The 19,617-nt window shown below is 71.3% G+C and carries 21 protein-coding genes and 1 pseudogene; 9 read left to right on the top strand and 13 right to left on the bottom strand.

The window, feature by feature from the left end; all coding sequences use genetic code 11:
* Nucleotides 1-33 precede the first annotated feature (33 nt).
* Entirely contained in the window at nucleotides 34-570 is a 537-nt protein-coding gene (locus OG599_RS19555) for a hypothetical protein (protein WP_327177260.1), read from the bottom strand.
* A gap of 299 nt (nucleotides 571-869) precedes the next feature.
* Between OG599_RS19555 and OG599_RS19550 the strand changes: the two genes are divergently transcribed.
* Nucleotides 870-2,501, top strand: coding sequence for a DUF2637 domain-containing protein (locus OG599_RS19550; protein ID WP_327177259.1), 1,632 nt, complete (start codon nucleotides 870-872; stop codon nucleotides 2,499-2,501).
* A gap of 22 nt (nucleotides 2,502-2,523) precedes the next feature.
* Here OG599_RS19550 and OG599_RS19545 read toward each other — a convergent pair whose 3' ends face one another.
* Both OG599_RS19545 and lysS read right to left on the bottom strand, forming a co-directional pair.
* Entirely contained in the window at nucleotides 2,524-2,796 is a 273-nt protein-coding gene (locus tag OG599_RS19545) for a hypothetical protein (protein WP_327177258.1), read from the bottom strand.
* 236 nt (nucleotides 2,797-3,032) lie between these two features.
* A complete protein-coding gene (gene lysS, locus OG599_RS19540; RefSeq protein ID WP_327177257.1) occupies nucleotides 3,033-4,787 on the bottom strand; it encodes a lysine--tRNA ligase in 1,755 nt (584 codons plus the stop codon).
* Nucleotides 4,788-4,954: 167 nt separating this feature from the next.
* Between lysS and argS the strand changes: the two genes are divergently transcribed.
* Nucleotides 4,955-6,733 carry an arginine--tRNA ligase gene (gene argS / locus OG599_RS19535; RefSeq protein WP_327177256.1) on the top strand — a complete coding sequence of 593 codons (1,779 nt, stop codon included), beginning with the start codon at nucleotides 4,955-4,957 and terminating at the stop codon, nucleotides 6,731-6,733.
* 111 nt (nucleotides 6,734-6,844) lie between these two features.
* On the opposite strand, the gene OG599_RS19530 is transcribed toward argS, so the two are convergent.
* The 3 genes from OG599_RS19530 to OG599_RS19520 all read right to left on the bottom strand — a co-directional run bounded on the left by OG599_RS19530 (nucleotide 6,845) and on the right by OG599_RS19520 (nucleotide 9,159).
* Nucleotides 6,845-7,273 carry a hypothetical protein gene (locus OG599_RS19530; protein WP_327177255.1) on the bottom strand — a complete coding sequence of 143 codons (429 nt, stop codon included), beginning with the start codon at nucleotides 7,271-7,273 and terminating at the stop codon, nucleotides 6,845-6,847.
* Nucleotides 7,274-7,422: 149 nt separating this feature from the next.
* The gene (locus OG599_RS19525; protein ID WP_327177254.1) at nucleotides 7,423-8,658 is read right to left on the bottom strand and encodes a phospholipase D-like domain-containing protein; all 1,236 of its coding nucleotides are present in this window, start codon (nucleotides 8,656-8,658) and stop codon (nucleotides 7,423-7,425) included.
* Between the two features lie 150 nt (nucleotides 8,659-8,808).
* Nucleotides 8,809-9,159 (bottom strand): DoxX family protein, encoded by a 351-nt coding sequence (locus OG599_RS19520; protein ID WP_327177253.1) that lies wholly within the window; start codon nucleotides 9,157-9,159, stop codon nucleotides 8,809-8,811.
* Nucleotides 9,160-9,306: 147 nt separating this feature from the next.
* On the opposite strand from OG599_RS19520, the gene OG599_RS19515 reads away from it, so the two are divergent.
* Complete coding sequence (locus tag OG599_RS19515; protein ID WP_327180099.1) at nucleotides 9,307-9,618, top strand: winged helix-turn-helix transcriptional regulator; 312 nt, start codon at nucleotides 9,307-9,309, stop codon at nucleotides 9,616-9,618.
* A gap of 12 nt (nucleotides 9,619-9,630) precedes the next feature.
* On the opposite strand, the gene OG599_RS19510 is transcribed toward OG599_RS19515, so the two are convergent.
* Together OG599_RS19510 and OG599_RS19505 are read right to left on the bottom strand one after the other, a co-directional pair.
* Nucleotides 9,631-10,452 carry an inositol monophosphatase family protein gene (locus tag OG599_RS19510; protein WP_327177252.1) on the bottom strand — a complete coding sequence of 274 codons (822 nt, stop codon included), beginning with the start codon at nucleotides 10,450-10,452 and terminating at the stop codon, nucleotides 9,631-9,633.
* 100 nt (nucleotides 10,453-10,552) lie between these two features.
* Nucleotides 10,553-12,076 carry a helix-turn-helix domain-containing protein gene (locus tag OG599_RS19505; protein WP_327177251.1) on the bottom strand — a complete coding sequence of 508 codons (1,524 nt, stop codon included), beginning with the start codon at nucleotides 12,074-12,076 and terminating at the stop codon, nucleotides 10,553-10,555.
* A gap of 138 nt (nucleotides 12,077-12,214) precedes the next feature.
* Here OG599_RS19505 and OG599_RS19500 point away from each other — a divergent pair, with 138 nt between their 5' ends.
* Both OG599_RS19500 and OG599_RS19495 read left to right on the top strand, forming a co-directional pair.
* Nucleotides 12,215-12,376, top strand: coding sequence for a hypothetical protein (locus tag OG599_RS19500; protein ID WP_327177250.1), 162 nt, complete (start codon nucleotides 12,215-12,217; stop codon nucleotides 12,374-12,376).
* 97 nt (nucleotides 12,377-12,473) lie between these two features.
* Nucleotides 12,474-13,307: a DUF4232 domain-containing protein gene (locus OG599_RS19495; protein ID WP_327177249.1), complete on the top strand. Its 834-nt coding sequence runs from the start codon at nucleotides 12,474-12,476 to the stop codon at nucleotides 13,305-13,307.
* Nucleotides 13,308-13,435: 128 nt separating this feature from the next.
* On the opposite strand, the gene OG599_RS19490 is transcribed toward OG599_RS19495, so the two are convergent.
* Entirely contained in the window at nucleotides 13,436-13,927 is a 492-nt protein-coding gene (locus OG599_RS19490) for an ATP-binding protein (protein WP_327177248.1), read from the bottom strand.
* Nucleotides 13,928-14,078: 151 nt separating this feature from the next.
* On the opposite strand from OG599_RS19490, the gene OG599_RS19485 reads away from it, so the two are divergent.
* Both OG599_RS19485 and OG599_RS19480 read left to right on the top strand, forming a co-directional pair.
* Nucleotides 14,079-14,864 (top strand): helix-turn-helix domain-containing protein, encoded by a 786-nt coding sequence (locus OG599_RS19485; protein ID WP_327177247.1) that lies wholly within the window; start codon nucleotides 14,079-14,081, stop codon nucleotides 14,862-14,864.
* Nucleotides 14,861-15,043, top strand: coding sequence for a DUF397 domain-containing protein (locus OG599_RS19480; protein ID WP_442809459.1), 183 nt, complete (start codon nucleotides 14,861-14,863; stop codon nucleotides 15,041-15,043). Before OG599_RS19485 ends, OG599_RS19480 begins: the two co-directional genes overlap by 4 nt.
* 135 nt (nucleotides 15,044-15,178) lie before the next feature.
* Here OG599_RS19480 and OG599_RS19475 read toward each other — a convergent pair.
* The 4 genes and pseudogenes from OG599_RS19475 to OG599_RS19460 all read right to left on the bottom strand — a co-directional run.
* Nucleotides 15,179-15,349: pseudogene (locus tag OG599_RS19475) on the bottom strand (MerR family transcriptional regulator); the annotation flags it as partial.
* A gap of 8 nt (nucleotides 15,350-15,357) precedes the next feature.
* Nucleotides 15,358-15,897: a 2'-5' RNA ligase family protein gene (locus OG599_RS19470; RefSeq protein WP_327177246.1), complete on the bottom strand. Its 540-nt coding sequence runs from the start codon at nucleotides 15,895-15,897 to the stop codon at nucleotides 15,358-15,360.
* An 18-nt stretch (nucleotides 15,898-15,915) separates the two neighbouring features.
* On the bottom strand, nucleotides 15,916-16,503 hold the full coding sequence (locus tag OG599_RS19465; RefSeq protein ID WP_327177245.1) for a dihydrofolate reductase family protein: 588 nt from the start codon (nucleotides 16,501-16,503) through the stop codon (nucleotides 15,916-15,918).
* Between the two features lie 139 nt (nucleotides 16,504-16,642).
* Complete coding sequence (locus tag OG599_RS19460; RefSeq protein ID WP_327180098.1) at nucleotides 16,643-16,867, bottom strand: DUF4865 family protein; 225 nt, start codon at nucleotides 16,865-16,867, stop codon at nucleotides 16,643-16,645.
* Between the two features lie 168 nt (nucleotides 16,868-17,035).
* Here OG599_RS19460 and OG599_RS19455 point away from each other — a divergent pair, with 168 nt between their 5' ends.
* Nucleotides 17,036-18,496, top strand: a complete 1,461-nt coding sequence (locus OG599_RS19455; protein WP_327177244.1) for an MFS transporter — start codon at nucleotides 17,036-17,038, stop codon at nucleotides 18,494-18,496.
* Nucleotides 18,493-19,038: a hypothetical protein gene (locus tag OG599_RS19450; protein ID WP_327177243.1), complete on the top strand. Its 546-nt coding sequence runs from the start codon at nucleotides 18,493-18,495 to the stop codon at nucleotides 19,036-19,038. The genes OG599_RS19455 and OG599_RS19450 overlap by 4 nt, the downstream gene beginning before the upstream one ends.
* Nucleotides 19,039-19,617 lie beyond the last annotated feature (579 nt).

The following is a 19,617-nucleotide window of genomic DNA, read 5'->3' as shown; positions in this document are numbered from 1 at the left end:
ACGAAGAAGTCCTGACGCCCGGACGGCGTCCGGTCAGGACGTCTTGCGGGTCCCACTCCGGGGTCCGGCCGCTTTCCGAGGGCCGGGCCCCGGAGGTGTGTCCGGGCGGCCCTCGGCGAGCATGGCCCGCATCGGCTCGTCCCACCGCACCACGTCCGGCGCCGTGCGCTCCGTGAGGGCGGCGACCAGGCGCCGGCGGTCGGCCGGGGAGACGAACACCATGCTGAACGAAGTACGGGTCGCGCCGATGCACTCGAACCTCAGCGCCTCCACGCCACGCTTCTTGCCCGGCGGACGCCCGCCGGACACCGAACGCAGCCGGTCGAGACGGAAGGAGACGGTCCGCAGGGGCTGCCGCACGGTGACGGTGTGGGAGGTGACGGTGACGCTGCACTTGAAGCGGACGGCCACGAGGACGGCCGGGAACAGCACCGCCAGGCTGCCGAAAATCCACCATTGGAACGCCTCGCCCTCCACGATCGCCTTGAGGGCGGCGATCGCGAGGAGGATGGCGGTGGGAGCCATCGCGCGCCGGGTACTGGGGCGTACGGAGACGACGTCCGAGGTCATGAGTCATCACCAGGCAGGCTCGTAGGGGCCGAGAGGGCTGTTTGCGGCCTCTCGCGAGCTCAGCGTAGGACCGGGACGAGCCGGTCCCGTCGGCCGGTCCCAAGTCGTGACCGAAAATCGCCCCCGGGCCAACGTCCCAGCCCAGAGCCCCCTTTGCGGAATCGGTGACTCCCCTCGGACCCCCTTCCGGGCGGCCCTCCCGGCCTCCCCGCGCATCACGGCTCGTACACATGTGCCAGGCTGGCCCCACCGGATGTCGGAAGCCGGGCGGAGAACAGAGGTCGGGGAGGGGATCGCGGGTGGCCGCGATGCAGCTCACACGCACGCACCGGGTACTCATCGGGCTCGTCGTCGCAGGAGCGGTGGTCATCGCCGCGATCGGGTTCGCGGGCTCGTACGCAGCCGTGCGCGAACTCGCCCTGGAGAAGGGGTTCGGGAACTTCTCCCTGGTCTTCCCGATCGGCATCGACGCGGGCATCTGCGTACTGCTGGCGCTGGACCTGCTGTTGACGTGGATGCGCATCCCGTTCCCGCTGCTGCGCCAGACGGCGTGGCTGCTGACAGCCGCGACCATCGCGTTCAACGGCGCCGCCGCCTGGCCCGATCCGCTCGGCACCGGCATGCACGCGGTGATCCCGATCCTCTTCGTCGTCGCCGTCGAGGCCGCCCGCCACGCGGTGGGCCGGATCGCCGACATCACCGCCGACAAGCACATGGAGGGCGTGCGCCTCACCCGCTGGCTGCTCTCCCCCGTACCGACGTTCAAGCTGTGGCGACGCATGAAGCTCTGGGAGCTGCGCAGCTACGAGCAGGTCATCAAGCTCGAACAGGACCGGCTGGTCTACCAGGCCCGGTTGCAGGCCCGCTTCGGCCGGACCTGGCGGCGCAAGGCTCCGGTAGAGGCGCTGATGCCGCTGCGGCTCGCCAAGTTCGGCGTACCGCTCGCGGAGACCGCCCCGGCCGGGCTCGCGGCGGCCGGGATCGAGCCCGTACTGCTGCCGCCCGCGCCCAAGCCCGAACTCGCCCCGTACCAGGGGGAGCAGGACCGGCAGAGCGGCCAGTACCAGCAAGGCGGCCAGTACCAGCAGGGCAACCAGGACCGGCAGGGTACGGAGCACGCGCAGGACGGGGAGCGCCGGCAGGACGGGGCGCCCCACCCTCAGCAGCGCGACCTCTCCCCGCGCGCGTCCCTCCCCCAGCAGCGGAACGCCGGCCCGCAGGCCGGGTACGCCCAGGCCGGGTACGCCCCCGAGGACGTGCCGCCGGACGCGTATCCGCAGGACCCGTACCCCCAGGGGCCGTACCCGCAGGACATCCAGCTGCAGGAGCGCGGCGACTGGGCGCCGGAGGACCCCGACCCGGACGCGCAGACCAGCCCGTGGTTCGCGGGGCAGCCCGCTGACCAGCCGTACCAGGGCGACTACGACCCCTTCTACGAGGACACCTTCGAGCGCACGCCCGCCCAGGTGCCCTCGGGCGCCGGCGGCCGTACCCGCCCGCTCGGCAACGTGGGCACCATCGGCGCCGTCCCGCACCAGCGCGCCGGGCAGCAGGAGCCCGGGCAACAGCCGGAGACCGACGCGCAGGCCGGTCAGCAGGGCGGCTCGCAGGCCGACGAGGACGCGCGGGAGGCCGTCCACGCGGCCGAGGAGACCGTGCGGGCGGCCGAGCGGCAAGCCGAGGAGCGGGCCGCGCAGGTCACCGCCGAGGCGGAGAACGCGGAAGACGCCGAGTACGCCGAGATCGCGTACCAGGTCTTCCGGACGTTCGTCCAGACCAACAGCGGCTACCCGAGCATCGACGTCCTCGGTATCCACCTCGCCGACGGCCACAACGTCCAGCACCCGCGCAGCGCAGCCCTGTTGCGCCGCCTGATGCCGGAGTTCAAGCAGCGGTTCGACGCGGAGCTCGCGGCCGACCACATCGCCTGAGACAGAAGCCGGGCGCCGGCTCTCAGCCTCTGCGGCTCCGGCCGAACCGGGTGACCGGGGCGCCGCACAGGAACAGCACGAGTCCGGCGAGGACGAGGCACCCCGCGGCCAGTGCCGCGGTGTCGCCCCATCCGGCGACCTCCACCAGCCCGCCGAGGAAGACACCGGTCCCCGCGGTCGCCGACGCCCAGCCACCGACCCGGGGGCGGCCGAATCCGGCCACCTTCCGGCCGGCCAGGTAGGGGACCGCCTCCGCTGCCGGCCCCGCGCCGACGATCAGTAGGTACCAGCCCATGAGAACCCCGCCCTGCCCCGTCGGCGTCTTCGACGCCGTTGCCCGAGCGTCGCACCGCGCGTGCGGTCCGCTCCCCCGTAGCGAACGCCTGCGGTGATCACCGTGTCAACGGGGAGCCAGCACCCGAACCCGTAAAGAAAAAACGCAGGCCGGTGAAGACGCGCAGGCCGGTAAGGACAAGGGGCCGCCACCCGGATCCCTCCGGGTGGCGGCCCCTTCTCTCGTCCTCCCTGTGCTCAAGCCCCGAGCAGCGCCCGCACCCGGTCCGCGCCGACGGCGAGGAGCAGGGTGGGCAGGCGCGGGCCGGTGTCCCGGCTGACGAGCAGGCGGTAGAGCAGCGCGAAGAACGACCGCTGGGCCACCTTGAGTTCGGGCGTCGGCTTGGCGTCCGGCTCCAGGCCGGCGAGCAACTTCGGCACGCCGTAGACGAGCGTGGTGAGCCCGTCCAGCGACCAGTGACTGTCCAGGCCCTCCACCAGCAGGCGCAGCGACTCGCGCCCCTGCTCGTCGAGGGAGCCGAGGAGTTCGGCGTCCGGCTCGGTGCGGACGATCGTGCGGGCCTCGGCCGGGACCTGGGTGGTGATCCAGTTCTCGGCGCGGTCGAGGCGGGGGCGTACCGCGTCGAGCGAGGTGAGCGGGTTCTCGGGGTCGAGCTCGCTGAGGATGCGCAGGGTCTGGTCGTCGGCGCCGGCGGTGATGTCGGCGACGGAGGCCAGGGTGCGGTACGGCAGCGGGCGCGGGGTACGCGGCAGCTCGCCGGCGGCCGTGCGGACGGCGCGGCCGTGGGCGGCGAGGTCGGCCGGGAGCGCGGCGCCCTCGGCGACCTTGCGTTCCAGGGAGTCCCACTCGTCGTAGAGCCGGTTGATCTCCTGGTCGAAGGCGATCTTGAAGGACTGGTTCGGCCTGCGGCGTGCGTACAGCCAGCGCAGCAGCGGCGCCTCCATGATCTTCAGGGCGTCGGCCGGGGTCGGCACCCCGCCCTTGGAGGAGGACATCTTCGCCATGCCGGAGATGCCGACGAAGGCGTACATCGGGCCGATCGGCTGGACGCCGTCGAAGACCTCGCGGACGATCTGGCCGCCGACGACGAACGAGGAGCCCGGCGAGGAGTGGTCCACGCCGCTGGGCTCGAAGATCACGCCCTCGTACGCCCAGCGCATCGGCCAGTCGACCTTCCAGACCAGCTTGCCGCGGTTGAACTCGTTGAGCCGCACGGTCTCGGCGAAGCCGCACTCCGAGCAGGTGTAGTTCAGCTCGGTGGTGTCGTCGTCGTAGGAGGTGACGACGGTGAAGTCCTTGCCGCAGTTGCCGCAGTACGGCTTGTACGGGAAGTACCCGGCGGAGCTGCCGCCGCCGTCGTCCTCGTCCGCCGCGCCGGAGCCCTCGGCGGCCTCCAGCTCGGCCTCGTCGACCTTCTTCTGCTGCTGCTTGCCCTTGCCCGCGGCGGCCGGGTCCTTCTTCGTCCGGTAGCGGTCGAGGACGGCGTCGATGTCCGCGCGGTGCTTCATCGCGTGCAGGACCTGCTCGCGGTAGACGCCCGCGGTGTACTGCTCGGTCTGGCTGATCGGGTCGTACTCGACGCCCAGCTCGGCCAGCGCCTCGACCATGGCGGCCTTGAAGTGCTCGGCCCAGTTCGGGTACGCGGACCCGGCCGGGGCGGGCACCGAGGTCAGCGGCTTGCCGATGTGCTCGGCCCAGGACGCGTCGATGCCGGGGACGCCGTTCGGGACCTTGCGGTACCGGTCGTAGTCGTCCCACGAGATCAGGTGACGGACCTCGTAGCCGCGGCGGCGGACCTCGTCGGCGACCAGGTGCGGGGTCATGACCTCGCGGAGGTTGCCGAGGTGGATCGGACCGGACGGGGACAGGCCGGACGCGACGACGACCGGTTTGCCAGGCGCACGACGCTCCGATTCGGCGATGACATCGTCCGCGAAGCGGGAGACCCAGTCGGTCTCGGTGCTTGTCTGACTCTCGGCCACGGTCGGCACGCCCTTCTCTCGTACAGGAATCTTTCGGGGGCCCTGTCATTCTCCCAGGTACACGCCGGAGCGCGAAAATGACTTCGCGAGCACGCGAAAATGGCTTTGCGAACGCGCTCACCGCCCGTGGGATACTTGGGAAACCCATCACCCCCTACGGAAACGGCAGCCGGCACATGGCCTCGGTCCCTTCCCTCGCTTCCACGCTCCAGCAGCAGCTGGCGGACGCCCTGACGGCAGCCCTGCCGGACGCCGGCGCCGCCGACCCGCTGCTGCGACGAAGCGACCGGGCCGACTTCCAGGCCAACGGCATCCTGGCGCTGGCCAAGAAGCTCAAGGGCAACCCCCGTGAGCTGGCGTCGCAGGTCACGGCCGCGATCCCGGCGGGCGAGCTGATCAAGGAGATCGAGGTCTCCGGCCCCGGCTTCCTCAACATCACCCTCACCGACCGGGCGATCCTCCGGACGCTCGCCGAGCGGGCCGCCGACACGGAGGGCCGCCTCGGCGTGCCGTCCGCGCCGGACGCGGGGACGACGGTCATCGACTACGCCCAGCCGAACGTCGCCAAGGAGATGCACGTCGGCCACCTGCGGTCGGCGGTCATCGGCGACGCGATGGTGCGCATCCTGGAGTTCACCGGCGAGTCCGTGGTCCGGCGCCACCACATCGGCGACTGGGGCACCCAGTTCGGCATGCTCATCCAGTACCTCGTGGAGCACCCGGACCAGCTGGGCCACGAGAGCGCCGACGCCGCCTCGGCGGGCGAGGCCGCGATGTCCTCGCTGAACCGGCTCTACAAGGCGTCCCGCGCGCTCTTCGACTCCGACGAGGAGTTCAAGGCCCGCGCCCGGGACCGGGTGGTCGCGCTCCAGGCCGGTGACCCGGAGACGCTCGCCATGTGGCAGCGGTTCGTGGACGAGTCGAAGGTCTACTTCTACTCCGTCTTCGACAAGCTCGACATGGAGATCTCCGACCCGGACATCGTCGGCGAGTCGGGCTACAACGACATGCTGGAGGAGACCTGCCGCATCCTGGAGGAGACCGGCGTCGCCGTGCGCTCCGAGGGTGCGCTCTGTGTCTTCTTCGAGGACGTGAAGGGCCCGGACGGCAACCAGGTCCCGCTGATCGTCAAGAAGACCAACGGCGGTTACGGCTACGCGGCGACCGACCTCTCCGCGATCCGCGACCGGGTGCAGAACCTCAAGGCGAACACCCTGCTGTACGTCGTGGACGCCCGGCAGTCGCTGCACTTCAAGATGGTCTTCGAGACCGCCCGCCGGGCCGGCTGGCTCGGCGAGGACGTCAAGGCGCACCAGCTGGCCTTCGGCACGGTCCTCGGCAAGGACGGCAAGCCGTTCAAGACCCGTGAGGGCGTCACCGTCCGGCTGGAGGACCTCCTCGACGAGGCGGTCTCCCGGGCGACGGCCGTGGTGCGGGAGAAGGCCGAGAAGGTGGGCCTGTCCGAGGAGGAGATCGTCGAGAACGGCCGGTACGTCGGCATCGGCGCGGTGAAGTACGCCGACCTGTCCACGTCCGCCGTGCGCGACTACAAGTTCGACCTGGACCAGATGGTCTCGCTCAACGGCGACACCTCGGTCTACCTCCAGTACGCCTACGCCCGTATCCGCTCGATCCTCCGCAAGGCCGGCGACGCGAAGCCCGCCGCCCACCCGGAGCTGGAGCTGGCCCCGGCGGAGCGCGCGCTCGGTCTGCACCTGGACCGGTTCGGCGAGACCCTGGACGAGGTCGCGGCGGGGTACGAGCCCCACAAGCTGGCCGCGTACCTCTACCAGCTCGCCTCGCACCTGACGACGTTCTACGACCAGTGCCAGGTCCTCAGCGACGACAACGCCCCCGAGGTCGTCGAGAACCGGCTCTTCCTCGTGGAGCTGACCGCCCGCACCCTGCACACGGGCATGGAGCTGCTGGGCATCCGGACGCCCGAGCGCCTCTGACGCCCGAGCGCCACTGACGGCGGTGCGCGCCTGGACGTACGGAGGCCCGGCGGATCTTCCCGATCCGCCGGGCCTTCTCCATGCGCGCGTCCGTACGCGTACGACCTGCGGCTACTGCGGCCGCCCCAGCGCCCACCCCGACACGTCGGCGAGCCGTCCGCGCCAGAGCGGCAGCAGCACCGGGCTGACCCCGCCGACGCTGAGGGTGACGTCCCGCAGGTGGATCCAGCGCGGCAGCCCCGGGTCCTCCTCGGCGCCGAACTCGCTCAGCCCCTGGTCGACGGTCTCGGGGAACTCCGCGAGGAGGTTCGCGCCCTCGCCCTCGACCTGGCGCAGGCTCCGCGCCCACTCCGCCTTCCACTCCTCGTGGCCGATCAGGTCTCCGTGCAGGACGCCTCCGGCGATGGTGAGCGTCAGCGGCAGGCTGGAGCGGAGTTCGCGGTCGAGGAGCTGGATCAGCAGCTGGAGCTGGAGATCGGGCAGGGGTTCCGTGATCACCGCCGCTGTCGTTTCCCGTGAAGTGTCGGCGAACGCGCTCATGGGCCACTCCCTTCAGGTGACGTACGGCCCGGGTGCGGGGCGGGGCGGGCGGCGCCCCGGACCTCCCCGGACGTACGGCGGCTGGGGCCTTCCGTCTGCCCCGCGCCGCCCATGCCACACCTGGGTCTTCCGTTCGGACCGGGCCGGCCTCAGAGGAACCGGCGGATCGGGTACACCGACGCCTCGCGGGCCCGCTGCACCAGCGAGCGGCGGCGCCAGCGGCGGCCGTCGATCAGCTCGCTCGCCGCGCGGTCCTGCTCGAAGTGGCCGTCGAGCACGGCGGTGAACTCCGGGTCCAGCACGGCGAGCATCACCTCCTCGTCGTGGTCGAGGGAGCGCCGGTTGAAGTTGGTGGAGCCGATGAGGGCGGCGACCCGGTCCACGGTGAGGGTCTTGGTGTGCATCATCGTCGGCTGGTACTGGTGGATCTTCACCCCGCACGCCGTCAGGTCCTCGTAGTACCGCTGCCCGGCGAGCTGGCAGACCCGCTTGTCGGTGTACGGGCCGGGGAGCAGGATCTCGACCTCGACGCCGCGCCGGGCGGTGGCGCAGAGCAGCTCGGTGAAGAACTCGTCGGGCGCGAAGTACGCGGTGGTGAGGCGGACGCGTTCCTCGGCGGATTCGAGGACGACCCGGATCAGGGTCTGCATGTCCTGCCAGCCGAAGCTGGCGGAGCCGCGTACCACCTGCACGATCGCGTCGCCCTCGGGAGCGCCCGGTACGAACCGGTCCTCGGCGTCGAAGAGCTCCTCGTGGCACTCGGCCCAGTTCTGCGCGAACGCGGCGGCGAGCCCGTCGACGGCGGGGCCACGCAGCCGGACGTGGGTGTCGCGCCACTCGTGCTCGTTGCGGGCGTCGCCGCACCACTCCTCGGCTATCCCGACCCCGCCGGTGAAGGCGGTGCGCTCGTCCACGATGAGCACCTTGCGGTGGCAGCGGTGGTTCTGCTTGAGCGGCGAGAGGTAGAGCGGCTTCCGGAACCAGGCGACGTGCACGCCCGCGTCGCTCATCATCGCCAGCTGGTCCTTCTCGATGAGCCGGCTGCCGAACCCGTCGAGCAGCAGCCGCACCCGCACCCCGGCCCGGGCGCGCTCGGAGAGCGCCTCGGCGAACTGCTCGGCGATCTCCCCGCGCCAGTACACGAAGGTCATCATGTCCACGGTGTGCTCGGCGGCCCGTATCGCCCCGAGCATCGCGCCGAATATCTCGTCGCCGTTCCGGAGCGGGAGCAGGTCGTTCCCCTCGGTCGCGGCGATCCCGATGAGCCGTTCCAGCCTCCGTCTGAGGCGCTGGACCCGCTCTGCGGAGAGCTCTGGGTCGATCGTGCCGACGGGGCCGGACGCGCCGCTGCCGGAGGGCACGGCGTCGAGCGTGCTGCTGGTCATGGATCACCTTCCGGGATGCGGGAACGGCGTTCCGGCACCCCGGCGGGAACCGGGGGCCGGTGACGGGAACGGCCGTCGTTCCGGATGCCCGGGATGGGGCGGGCCACTCCCGGACGGCGCGGAGAGGCGCGCGGGCGCCGGCTCGGCGGATCAGAGGGTCGCGGCGCGCAGCAGGATCAGGGCGACGGAGGCCACGGTGAGGACGGCCGCCGGGAGCGCCCCCTTGTGGTCGCCGACCCGCAGGTGGAAGGCGACGGCTCCGGCGAAGTAGAGGGTCAGGCCGATGGCGGCGGCGATTCCGAGGGGCGCCCACCGGAGTCCGGCGATCGCACCTGCCGCGCCCGCCACCTGCGCGGCGATCAGGAACGTCATCATGCCCATCGGCACTCCGAGCGTGGTCATCTGCTCGGTGATGTGGCGCGTCCGCAGGGATTTGGCTCCGGCCGATATCAGAAGTACCGCCGACAGGAGAGCAGTTGTTACGACGAGGGTGACGAACACGGGAGACCCCGATCATGCGGGAGGCGGATGGGAGGCGTGCGCACCTCACCGACGATAGGCAGCCGTCAGGCACCTCCAGGTAACCTTCGAGACGTGAGCCTGCGCCCCGGAAACTTCTTCCTCGCCGACTGCCCCGCGCTCCTCGCGATGGAGATCATCGCGAGCAAGTGGTCCATGGTCACGCTCTTCGCGCTGACGGACGGCCCTTTGCGCCACGGCGAGTTGGTCGAACTGAGCGGTGGAATCTCGCGCAAGGTGCTGACCCAGACGCTTCGCCGCCTCCAGGCGAACGGACTCGTCGAACGGCACGCGTACGCCGAGGCTCCGCCGCGCGTGGAGTACAGCCTGACCGATCTCGGGCGGACCCTGGAGGAGCCCATCAGAATGCTCACCGCATGGGCGCGGGAGAACGGCGAGGCGGTCGTCGCCCATCGGGAAGCAGACGAGGCCACCGGGTAGGTTCGAACCCTCTCAGCTCCGGATCATCGCGATCAGCCGCCCGTGCGTCTCCGCGTCGGCGGCCACCACGAGCCCCCGGGCGCCGGGGCCGGGCGGGGCGCCGGCGAGGTCGGTGACCACGCAGCCGACGGCCCGGCACAGGGCGATTCCGGCGGCGAAGTGGACGCTCTCGGTCAGGTCGCCGCCGTCGGTGACGTACGCGGCGCGCCTGCCCGCCGCCACCCAGGCCACCGCCAGCGTCGAGGACACCACCCGGGGCCGGAACCACCGGCCGAAGTCGGGGTGGGCCAGCAGGTCAACCCCCCGGAATCCGGGCGCACTCGGGAACGGCGGGTCCAGGTTGATGTCCACCAGCCGGGTGGCGGACGAGGGTTCCAGCGGGGTGGCGACCCCGTCGTGCCGCACCCAGGCGTTCCGGCCGTCGGTATGGAACAGCTCTTCGCCGAACGGGTCCGCCACCGCCGCCGCCCCGTCGGACGGAGCCGCACCGCCCGACGTCGCGCCCCGCAGAGCCACGTTGACGGCGACCACCAGCGTCCCGGCCGCGTAGTTGAGCGTGCCGCACAGGGGGTCCACCAGCCACTGGCGTACGGCGTCGGCCGCGCCCTGCCGCCCGCCCTCCTCGCCGAGCACCGCGTCGGCGGGCCGGGCGGCCCGGATCACGTCGAGGATCGCGCGTTCCGCCTCCAGGTCGGCGGTGGTCGCGAAGTCCCCGCCGCCCTTGTCGACGCGGGCGAGCCGACGGCCGTACAGGGCGCGCACCACCCGGGCGCCGGCCTCCGCCGCGGCTGCGGCGATCCCGGCGTCCTCGGACGCTGTGTTCGAGTCGGTCACGCCGAGCAGGTTAGCGGGGCAGGCCCGGCGTCGAGGATGCCGCCGGGCCTGCCCGGCGTCCCCGAGTCCTGGCGTCCCGGCGTCCCGGTGCGGCCCGGCGTCATTCCCCCTCGTCCGCCATGGACGGGTCGGAGTAGTCCTTGTCCATCCACTGCGCCCGGTCCTGCCAGTAGATGTACTCGGGCCGGGCCTTGATGCTGCTCGTACGGAACGGCTCGCCGTGGTCGTCCACGCGCAAAGTGCCGCTCCGGTCCCCGCTGGTCCAGTCGAGCTCCAGGTACCAGGACACGTCGTGCCCCTCCACGTGGGCGTCGAGGTTGAGGACCTGGACGTCGGTGGAGCTCGTACGGAACGGGAAGTCCTGCGCGGGGACGACGGCGTCCCCCTGTTGCCCTGCGACCGGCTCGGTGCGCGGCTGGTCGTCGTCGAGGTCGATGTCGAAGCTCTGCGGGGTGATGGCGCTGCCGCATCCGTCGGCCATCGAGAAGGCGTTCCAGGCGAGCGGCGCCTTCCGCGTCACGACCCGCACGTGGAGGCCGCTGACGACGACCGCCTCGGACGAGGAGCCCTGGAGCGTCAGTTCCAGCAGCTGCGAGCCGCCGTCCACACCGCCCAGCGACTTCGCCCAGCCCCGGCTGCTCTGCGGGGACGGAGGCGGCGGTACGTCGTTCGGGTCGTCGTCCAGCAGGGTGTACTGCCCGCAGGGCGCATCCCAGTTGTACGAGGTGATGGTGGCGCGCAGCGGAACCCCGTCCGGCGCCACCGCCCCCGCCCCCTTCTTCGCCGGGCCCGCGGTGGCGGTCGGCCCGGCGGCGGTGGCGGACGCCGACGGCGACGCCGACGCGGACGCCGAGGCACTCGCCGAAGGCTTGGCGGACGGCTTGCGGGACGGGCTCGGCGAGGCGTTCCGTACGGCGGTGGCGGTGGCCCCGACCGCGTCGGTGTTCCGGCCGTCGCCGGAGCCGCCCGCGACGTTACGGGCGATGAGCACGGACGGCACGCTGAGGGCGATCACCACGGCGGCGGCCAGCAGGACGCGCGTACGCCGGGACCACGGACGACCGCGACCACCGGGTCCGGTGGGTCCATCGGGCTCCCCCGGCGCTCCCGGCTTCCCCTGGCGCCCCGTCACCAGCAGCTCATCGGCGTCCGGTGCGGCCGGGGTCGGGCCGGGAATTGAGGTCGTAGCGGGGGCCGGGGTGGGGTTCGGGGTGGGGGTCGGGGCCGGTTCCGCGATCGGTTCCGCGACCGGTTCCGTTTCCCCGTCCTCGTCGGATTCCGCTTCCGCGTCGGCCGGCCGGGCCCAGGAGGGGGTGGTGGGAGCGGGGGGTGCGGCGGGTACGGGCGGCGCCGCCTGGTCCTTCCGCGCGCCGCCCTGCTTCTTCGCCTGGTCCGCCAGAATCCACTGCCGGTGCAGCGCGACCATCTCGTCCGGTGTCGCCCGGCACAGCCTGGCCAGTCGCTCGACCGGTGCGAACTCGTGCGGAAGCGCGTCGCCGTTGCAGTAGCGGTGCACCGTGGACGTACTCATGTGGAGCCGCTTGGCCAGCGCCCCGTAACTCAGGCCGGACCGCTCCTTCAGTGCGGCCAGCGCTGCGGCGAAGTCCTGGATTTCCGTGCCCACCCGACAGTTCCCCCCTCGTTCCCGTCCCGGAAGAGCGTTCCAGGGACCTCGTATATCCGCAGGTCAGAAGCCGTTCCAGCGTTCCGGCGTCCCAGGTCGGCCGTGATCCATTGCCGCTGGGACGAGGAGCCGGACAGCATGTGGCCATGCCGGGTCGCCGACCGCGAACGGCAGACACCCACCCACCTCACCCACGAAGTCGTCATGCCCGAACCCGGCCGAGCAGGCCTCGTCGGAGCCGTGGCCGCAGGGGTACTGATCACCGTCTCCGCGGCGGCTCTCCCACTCCTGTGGCACTGACGACCACGTCATTGTCCAGCACACCGGTTCACCCTCGGGACGCCCAAGCGGCGCGCCCCGTTCCGCCCAAGGCATTCCTGGAAAGAGGAAACTCACCATGCGTCAGCTCCGTACCCGCCGTATCACCCGTACCTCCGTCTTCGGCGTCGCCGCCCTGATCGGCGCGCTCTCCCTCACGGCCTGCAGCGAGGAGGACCGGGCCACGATCGACCGGGCCATCGCCTCGTCCCCGGCGGTCACCGACGGCGGCGCCCCGCTGCCGGACCCGGCCGCCACCGGCGCCGCCACGACGGACGGCACGACCGCCACCCAGGCGAACACCTCGGCCTCCGCCGGCTCCTCGGGCTCCTCGGGTTCGAAGTCCTCGGGGTCGAAGTCCTCGGGTTCCACTTCCGGCTCGGGCAAGTCCTCCGGTTCGGGCACCTCGGGCTCCGGCAGCTCCTCCACGGGATCGTCCGGCGGCTCGTCGGCCGGCTCCTCCGGCAGCTCCTCGGACGACGACGCGCCCAACTACCCGAGCTGCGACGGCACGAACAGCAAGGTGAAGGGCAGCATCCTGAGCCGCCCGATCAACCACGTCCTGCTGACGGTCACGAACACCGGATCGACGACCTGCAACGCCGTCGGCTACCCGGGCATCGGCTACGAGGGCGCCCAGGCGGTCATGGCCTACGACGAGAACAGCGTGCCGCAGGCGGTCATCGCCCTGGAGCCCGGCCAGTCCGCGTACGCCTCGGTGCGCACCTCGGCCGCCGACGGCAGCGGTGAGGGCGGCTTCAACGTGAAGGCGCTGCGAGTGTCCTTCCAGGACAACCAGGGCGGCTTCAACGACGGCCAGGTGACCGTGCCCCTCAGCAAGGCGGTCTGGATCGACAGCTCGGCCGTCGTGACGTACTGGCAGTCCGACTTCGAGACCGCCACCTCGTTCTGACCGGTCCTGACGCGCTCTCCCGCACCTGACCCCCTTTCCTTACATGACCCCGAAACGGCGGGTGCCGGGCGCGAGCCGGCACCCGCCGGGCCGTATCCGGCCGCGTAAAGGGGGCAGGGGGCAGGGCGTCACCGAAGAGGCGCACCCTCCGAGAACTCGCACCAGACGATCTTCCCGGGCCTCCGCACCGCCGCTCCCCAGCGGTCGGCGAGGGCGTTGACGATGATCAGCCCACGCCCGGACTCCGCGCCCGGGTCTCCCCCGGCCGGGCGCGCCCACCCGGACACCGGGACCGAGTCCCGGCCGTCACCGCTGTCGTGGAACTCGATCCGCAGCCCGGCCGTCGCGCCCAGCCTCTCGACCCGTACGACATACCCCCGACCGGCCGGAACCCCGTGCAGCACCGCGTTGGTCGCCAACTCGCTCGCGCACAGCACGACATCCTCCACCCGCTCACCGAGCCCCCACTCCCGGGCGACCCGTCGCACGAACTCCCGTACGGCGGCCACCGAGTCCCGGCGCCGCCAGAAGAAGAGCTCACGGACGGCGACGGCCGGCTTGGGGCGCACGGGGAGGGCGCGATGCGCGAGGTGTGGGGTGGTCCCCTTTGCTTCATTCACCACTCAAGGGTCACCCTCGGTGACTACGCTGATGCAGTGCGCGCACCCGTACAGATTTTTTGTACGGGTCCTACGCGCGTAAGGCACGGAACCCGATGGGGAGGGGCAGGTCATGCACTCCAGGAAGCCGCAGCGCAAGAACACTTCCGCCATGAAGCTCGTCGGCAAGCTGGTGGCCCTGTTCCGCGTGACGGCCGGCTTCACCCAGGCCCAGTTGGCGGAGGAAGCGGGCGTTCAGGTCGAGACGATCGCCTCGATCGAGCAGGGCAGGCGTGCGCTCCTGCCGGACTTGGCCGAGCGACTGGACGAACTGCTCTCCACCAAGGGCGCCTTGGCAACGGCGGTGAACAACCTGCCGGAGGTGGACCTGATTCCTGCCTGGGCGGCGCAGTACATCGAGCTGGAACGCGAAGCGCTGGCGCTCTCCTGGTTCGACAATCAGGTTCTTCCGGGGCTGCTCCAAACGGAAAGTTATGCGGAGGCGGTATTCAAGAACCGGGTTCCGGTGTTCAGCGCGGACGAGATCTCAACCCAGACGGCGATCCGACTGGAGCGACAGGAGATCCTGTGGCGTCCTGTCCCACCCACGATCAGCACGGTGGTCTGGGAGCCCGTCCTCATGCTCAGGCTGGTGCCGGACGAAGAGCACGCCAAACAGCTACGACACCTGCTGACTTGTGCACAATCCCCAGGCATCTGCCTGCAAGTGCTCCCCCTCAGCAGCACATCGCACGCGGGCCTCGACGGCCCCTTCATCCTGCTGGAGACCCCCGACCACCAGCACGTGGCGTACTCCGAGACACAGCGGGGCAGCCATCTCGTTTCGGACCCGACGGGCGTCAGCATCCTCACGCAGAAGTATGCGATGCTGCGAGCTCAGGCGCTCAGCCCTGAACAGACCTTGCGCCTGTTGGAACGCTTGCTGGGAGAGCAATGAACACCGAACTCCACTGGTTCAAGTCCAGCTACAGCGCCAGCGAGGGCGGCGCCTGCGTCGAGATCGCCGCCCACCCCGCTGCCATCCACATCCGCGACTCCAAGAACCCAGAGGGCCCCATCCTCACCGTTTCCACCGGCACTTGGAGCGCATTCGCCGCCTACGCGGCCACCGCTTAGGGCAGAAGCCAACCGGCAGGCACATCACGTAGCTCGCTGAGTACCGCCGCCCACGAAGTCGGCAAACAGTCGCGCATACCGCCCCCACCGGTCCGTACTGACCAGGTAGCACTGGTCCGGGCCGGAGCCTGTACAAGCGACGAGCAGCCGCAGCCCCAGATCCACCGCGTCGAGCTCCGCGAGGTCACCGTTGCGCTCGGCCCACCGCCCTGAACGGAGGTCGGTGGCGAGGCCGCGTACCGCTCGCTGCTCGGCCTCCGGCCCGACCCTCGTCCACACCGACATCGCCCGGCGCACGTGTTCCTCCGCCGGTCTCAGCCCCCGAGTGCGAACGACGCCCGTTCCTGCCACTTCACGCCGTCGTGAACGATGAGTTCGACCGACGAGACCCGTGAGGTGAACGGGAGCCTGCCCGCGAGATCGGCCTCGATCCGCTCGAAGACGGCTTCGTCCTGGCCTTGGGCGACGGTCAGGTGCGGGACGATCTCGGTGAACCGACCCCCGTACGGCGGAGCTTCGGGCCAGCGGGCGGCGATCGCCTCCGTGAGCTGCCTCAACCGCGTGTCCGGCTCGGGGACGAGAGAGAGCACGCCTGGAAGCCGTCCGCACCTCTCGAACCGCAGATCGAAGGCCGGATGGCTGCCGAACACGTCCGCCAGTGCGGAGTGGACGGACGCGTCCGTCCGGCCCTCTTCGAGGAACGGGAAGAGCACGGTGATGTGGGCCGGCACCCCGGCCCGGGCCGAGGGATCAAGCCGCTCACGCCATCCGCCCACGTACGGCTCCGCCTCCGGGATGCGGACGATGAGACCTGTCCGACCCGCCCTGAAACCAACGGTGTTGTCGTCTGCCATGGCACGCATGGTGTCAGCTCAGCCGCCGCTCCCGCTCTCCTCCGCGCCCTCCACGTCGTACCGCAGCATCACCACACCGTTTCCGAAGCGCCGGGTCTCCGCGAGGCTCAGGCTCGTACGGGTGTCGGTGTCGCGGAAGAGCGGGGTGCCGCGCCCGATCAGGACCGGGTGGACGTAGATCCGGTACTCGTCGATGAGCCCGTGCCGCCGGAACGCGTCCGCCAGCATCGGCCCGCCGACCACCAGGTCCCCGCCCGGCTCCGCCTTCAGCGCGCGGATCGCCTCGGGGTCGACCTCGCGCACGATCGTGGAGCCCCAGCCGGCCTCGGTGAGGGTGCGGGAGTAGACGTACTTCGGCATGTCCCGCCAGATACCGGCGAATTCGGCCACCGACCCGGCGTTCTCCGGATCGTCGTCCGCCGTGGGCCAGAACTCGGCCATCAGCTCGTACGTCACCCGCCCGTGGATGAACGCGCCCATCGTCCGCAGGGTGTCGTTCATGTGCTGGTGCAGCTCCTCGTCGACGAGGCTCCAGCCGATGTCGTGCCCCGGCCCCTCGAAGAACCCGTCGAGGGAGACGGAGATATGCAGGATGATCTTGCGCATCGGAGTCCTCGCTGGCGGGTGGGGTACGCGGCACGGTGCCCCGTACCGGGTGTGGGTGGCCCGAGACGTTACGCGCGCGGGGCCGCCCGCCCCGCGACCCGTGCCCCGCCCGGCATGTCGCCCCCGCGCTCCGTGCCGCCTACCGGACGCGGCCTTCCGGGAGGCCGGCCAGGCCGGGAGCGGAGAGGTGCAGGACCTCGTAGCGCTCGGTGGCGTCCTCGTCCGGTGCCACGGCATCGGCCCACAACACGAACCGCACCACCTGCCAGGCGTACGGGTCGAAAGCGAGGGCGGCGGTGTGCACCCCTTCGTGGGAGGCGAGCGCCCGAAGCGCCTCGGCCTCCCAGGGGAGGAAACGACACAGAACGACCGCACAACCGGTTGACCGTCACTCGTCGCAACGCGCGACGGGTGACTCCCCGTTCCCCTGGTGGACGTGACATTTCACCAGGTCGGCACGGCTTCCGCAGCAGGTGGCCCGACGTGCACAGTCTCGGGGCGGCCATGAGGCCCGCGAGGAGGGGGATCCGGCATGAAGACCTGGCATGTGGGGAACGGGCTGCTGCCCGAACGGGGGCCCCGCCGGACGCTGGCGGTGGCGACGTTCGTCAGCACGATCGGCAGCGGTCTCTTCATGACCGGCGCCGCGCTGTTCTTCACCCGCTCGGTCGGCCTGTCGGTGACGCAGGTCGGCCTGGGCATGGGAGTGGCAGCGCTGGTTGGCCTGGCAGCGGGGGTGCCGGTCGGGCGGGTGGCCGACCGGCGCGGGCCCCGGGAGGCGTATCTGGCGGTCCAGCTGGTGCAGGCCGTGGCGATGGCGGCGCTGGTGCTGGTGCACTCGTTCGGCATGTTCGTCCTGGTCATCACGCTCACCCAGCTCGCCTCCTCGGCCGGGGCCGCAGCCCGCGGTCCGCTGACGCGCGGGCTCGCCGGCACCGATCCGACGATTTACCGGTCCTATCTGCGGGCCGTGGCCAATCTGGCCGGGGCCTGCGGCGGGGTCATGGCCGGCGTGGTGGTGCAGGTGGACACCCGGGGCGCCTACATGGCTCTGGTACTGGCCAACGCTCTGAGCTTCCTGCTCTGCGCCGCCATCGTGAGCCGACTGCCGCATCTGGCGCCGCACCCTCCGTCGTCGCCGCACCCGTCACCGTCACCGTCACCGTCACCGTCACGGGAGGGTGCCGGCGCCACCGTCCACGCCCCCGCGAGCCGTTGGGAAGTGCTGAAGGACCGCCCGTACGTGGTGGTCACCGCGCTGGACTCGGTCCTGTCGCTCCAGGGGCACGTCCTGGTGTTCGCGCTGCCCCTGTGGATCGCCGGGCACAGCGCGGCACCCCAATGGCTGGTCGGGGCGTGCGCGGTGGTCAACACGCTGATCGTGGTGGTCTTCCAGGTACGGGCGGGCCGCACGGTCGTCGACAACGCGTCGGCGGGACGGAGCGCGGCCCGCGCCGGGGTGGCGTTCCTGCTCGGTATGGCTGCGGTGGCGTTCGCGGCCGGGGCCCCGCCCGTGCTCGCCACCGTCCTGATCCTCGTCGGCGTCGTCGTGCACACCATCGGCGAACTCTGGCACACCGCAGCCTCGTTCGAGCTGAACTTCGGGCTGGCGCCCGCCCACGCCCAGGGCCAGTACTCGGGACTGAGCGCGACCGGCACCGGCCTGGCAAGCTCCTTGGCCCCCTCCGTTCTGGGGCTGTTCTGCATCGCCTGGGGCATTCCCGGCTGGCTGGCCCTGGGAGGCGTCTTCGTCCTGGTGGGACTGGCGATGCCGTACGCGGCCCGGTGGGCCGAGTGCGCCCCCTCGTGCGCCATCGGCCACGATTCGCCGCGAGCCGCCCCGGGCAGCATCTCCTGCACACCCCTCGCGCGCCACCTCCAACCGCCGGTGTCCACGCCGGTGTCCACCGGCGCCGGGACCACCGATCCGCGCGGCTCCGACCTGGGCCATCAGGCTCCGGCTCCGACTACTCGTGAGGTTGCCTCCGCATGACCGTGATCGTCGGGCTCGTCCACAAGAACCGTGTCCACCTCGGCGGCGACTCGGCAGGGGTCGCCGGGCTCTCGATCACCGTGCGCCGGGACCTCAAAGTGTTCCGCAACGGCCCCTACGTCATGGGGTTCACCTCGTCGTTCCGCATGGGACAGCTCCTGCGGTACGCGTTCGAGGTACCGCATCCGAGCGGCGACCTGGACCGGTTCATGGTCACCAAGTTCATCGACGCCCTGCGCTCCTGCCTCAAGGACGGCGGCTGGGCGCGCAAGGAGTCGGAGCAGGAGCAGGCCGGTACGTTCCTCGTCGGCATAGCCGGACGGCTCTACACCATCCACTCGGACTACCAGGTCGGCGAGCCCTCGGACCAGTACGCGGCGGTCGGCTGCGGAGACGACATCGCCCTCGGCGCGCTCCACGCCACGGCCTCGCTCGACCTGAATCCGCGCCAACGGATCACCGCCGCACTCGAAGCGGCGGCCCATCACAGCGCGGGCGTCGTAGGCCCGTTCACGTACGCGACGACGCCGAAGGCAGACTGAACAGGGCCCGCGAGCCCACCGTTCACCCCTCCGCGGCGGCTTCCTCCGCAGCGGCTCCGTCCACGGGCGCAGCCTCCGCAGCCTCATCGGAGGGCCCCTCCGGCATGGCTTGGACGCTCGTCCTGGGCCGGGCGGGCGGGAGGTTGATGTCAGCCGTGCGCAGGGCCCGTTGGAGCGGGCTCCGGCCCGGGGGGAGCTCCAGATCGATGTCCGCGATGAGCAGCCGGCCGTCGGCGAGACGCGACGTCTTCGTCCGCTTGCCGCGGTTGGGCTGGTCACCGGGGCTGCTCTGGCTGCTTTCACGCCTCTGGTCGCCCTGCTGGGCCGGTCCGGACCGCTGCGGTCGCCCGGACCTCTCGGGGCGCTTCGGCTGCTCGGGTCGCTCGGGTCGCTCGGGTCGCTCGGGTTGTTTCGGTTGAGGGGCCATGTCTCCTCTTCGGCGGCGGGGGCTCCGCGGATGCCCCACAGAGGAATTCTCGCGCGAACCAGGCCCGGAGAAAGGCGCGTTCGAGCACTTCAGGCCGTTCTGCGCCCCTCTGCCGGTGATGCTGTCAACAGCGCCGCCGGAGGCGTTGTCAG

Source organism: Streptomyces sp. NBC_01335, from assembly GCF_035953295.1.
Classification (GTDB): domain Bacteria; phylum Actinomycetota; class Actinomycetes; order Streptomycetales; family Streptomycetaceae; genus Streptomyces.
The sequence above is the reverse complement of the archived record's forward strand: the minus strand, read 5'-3'. Positions and strand labels throughout refer to the sequence as shown.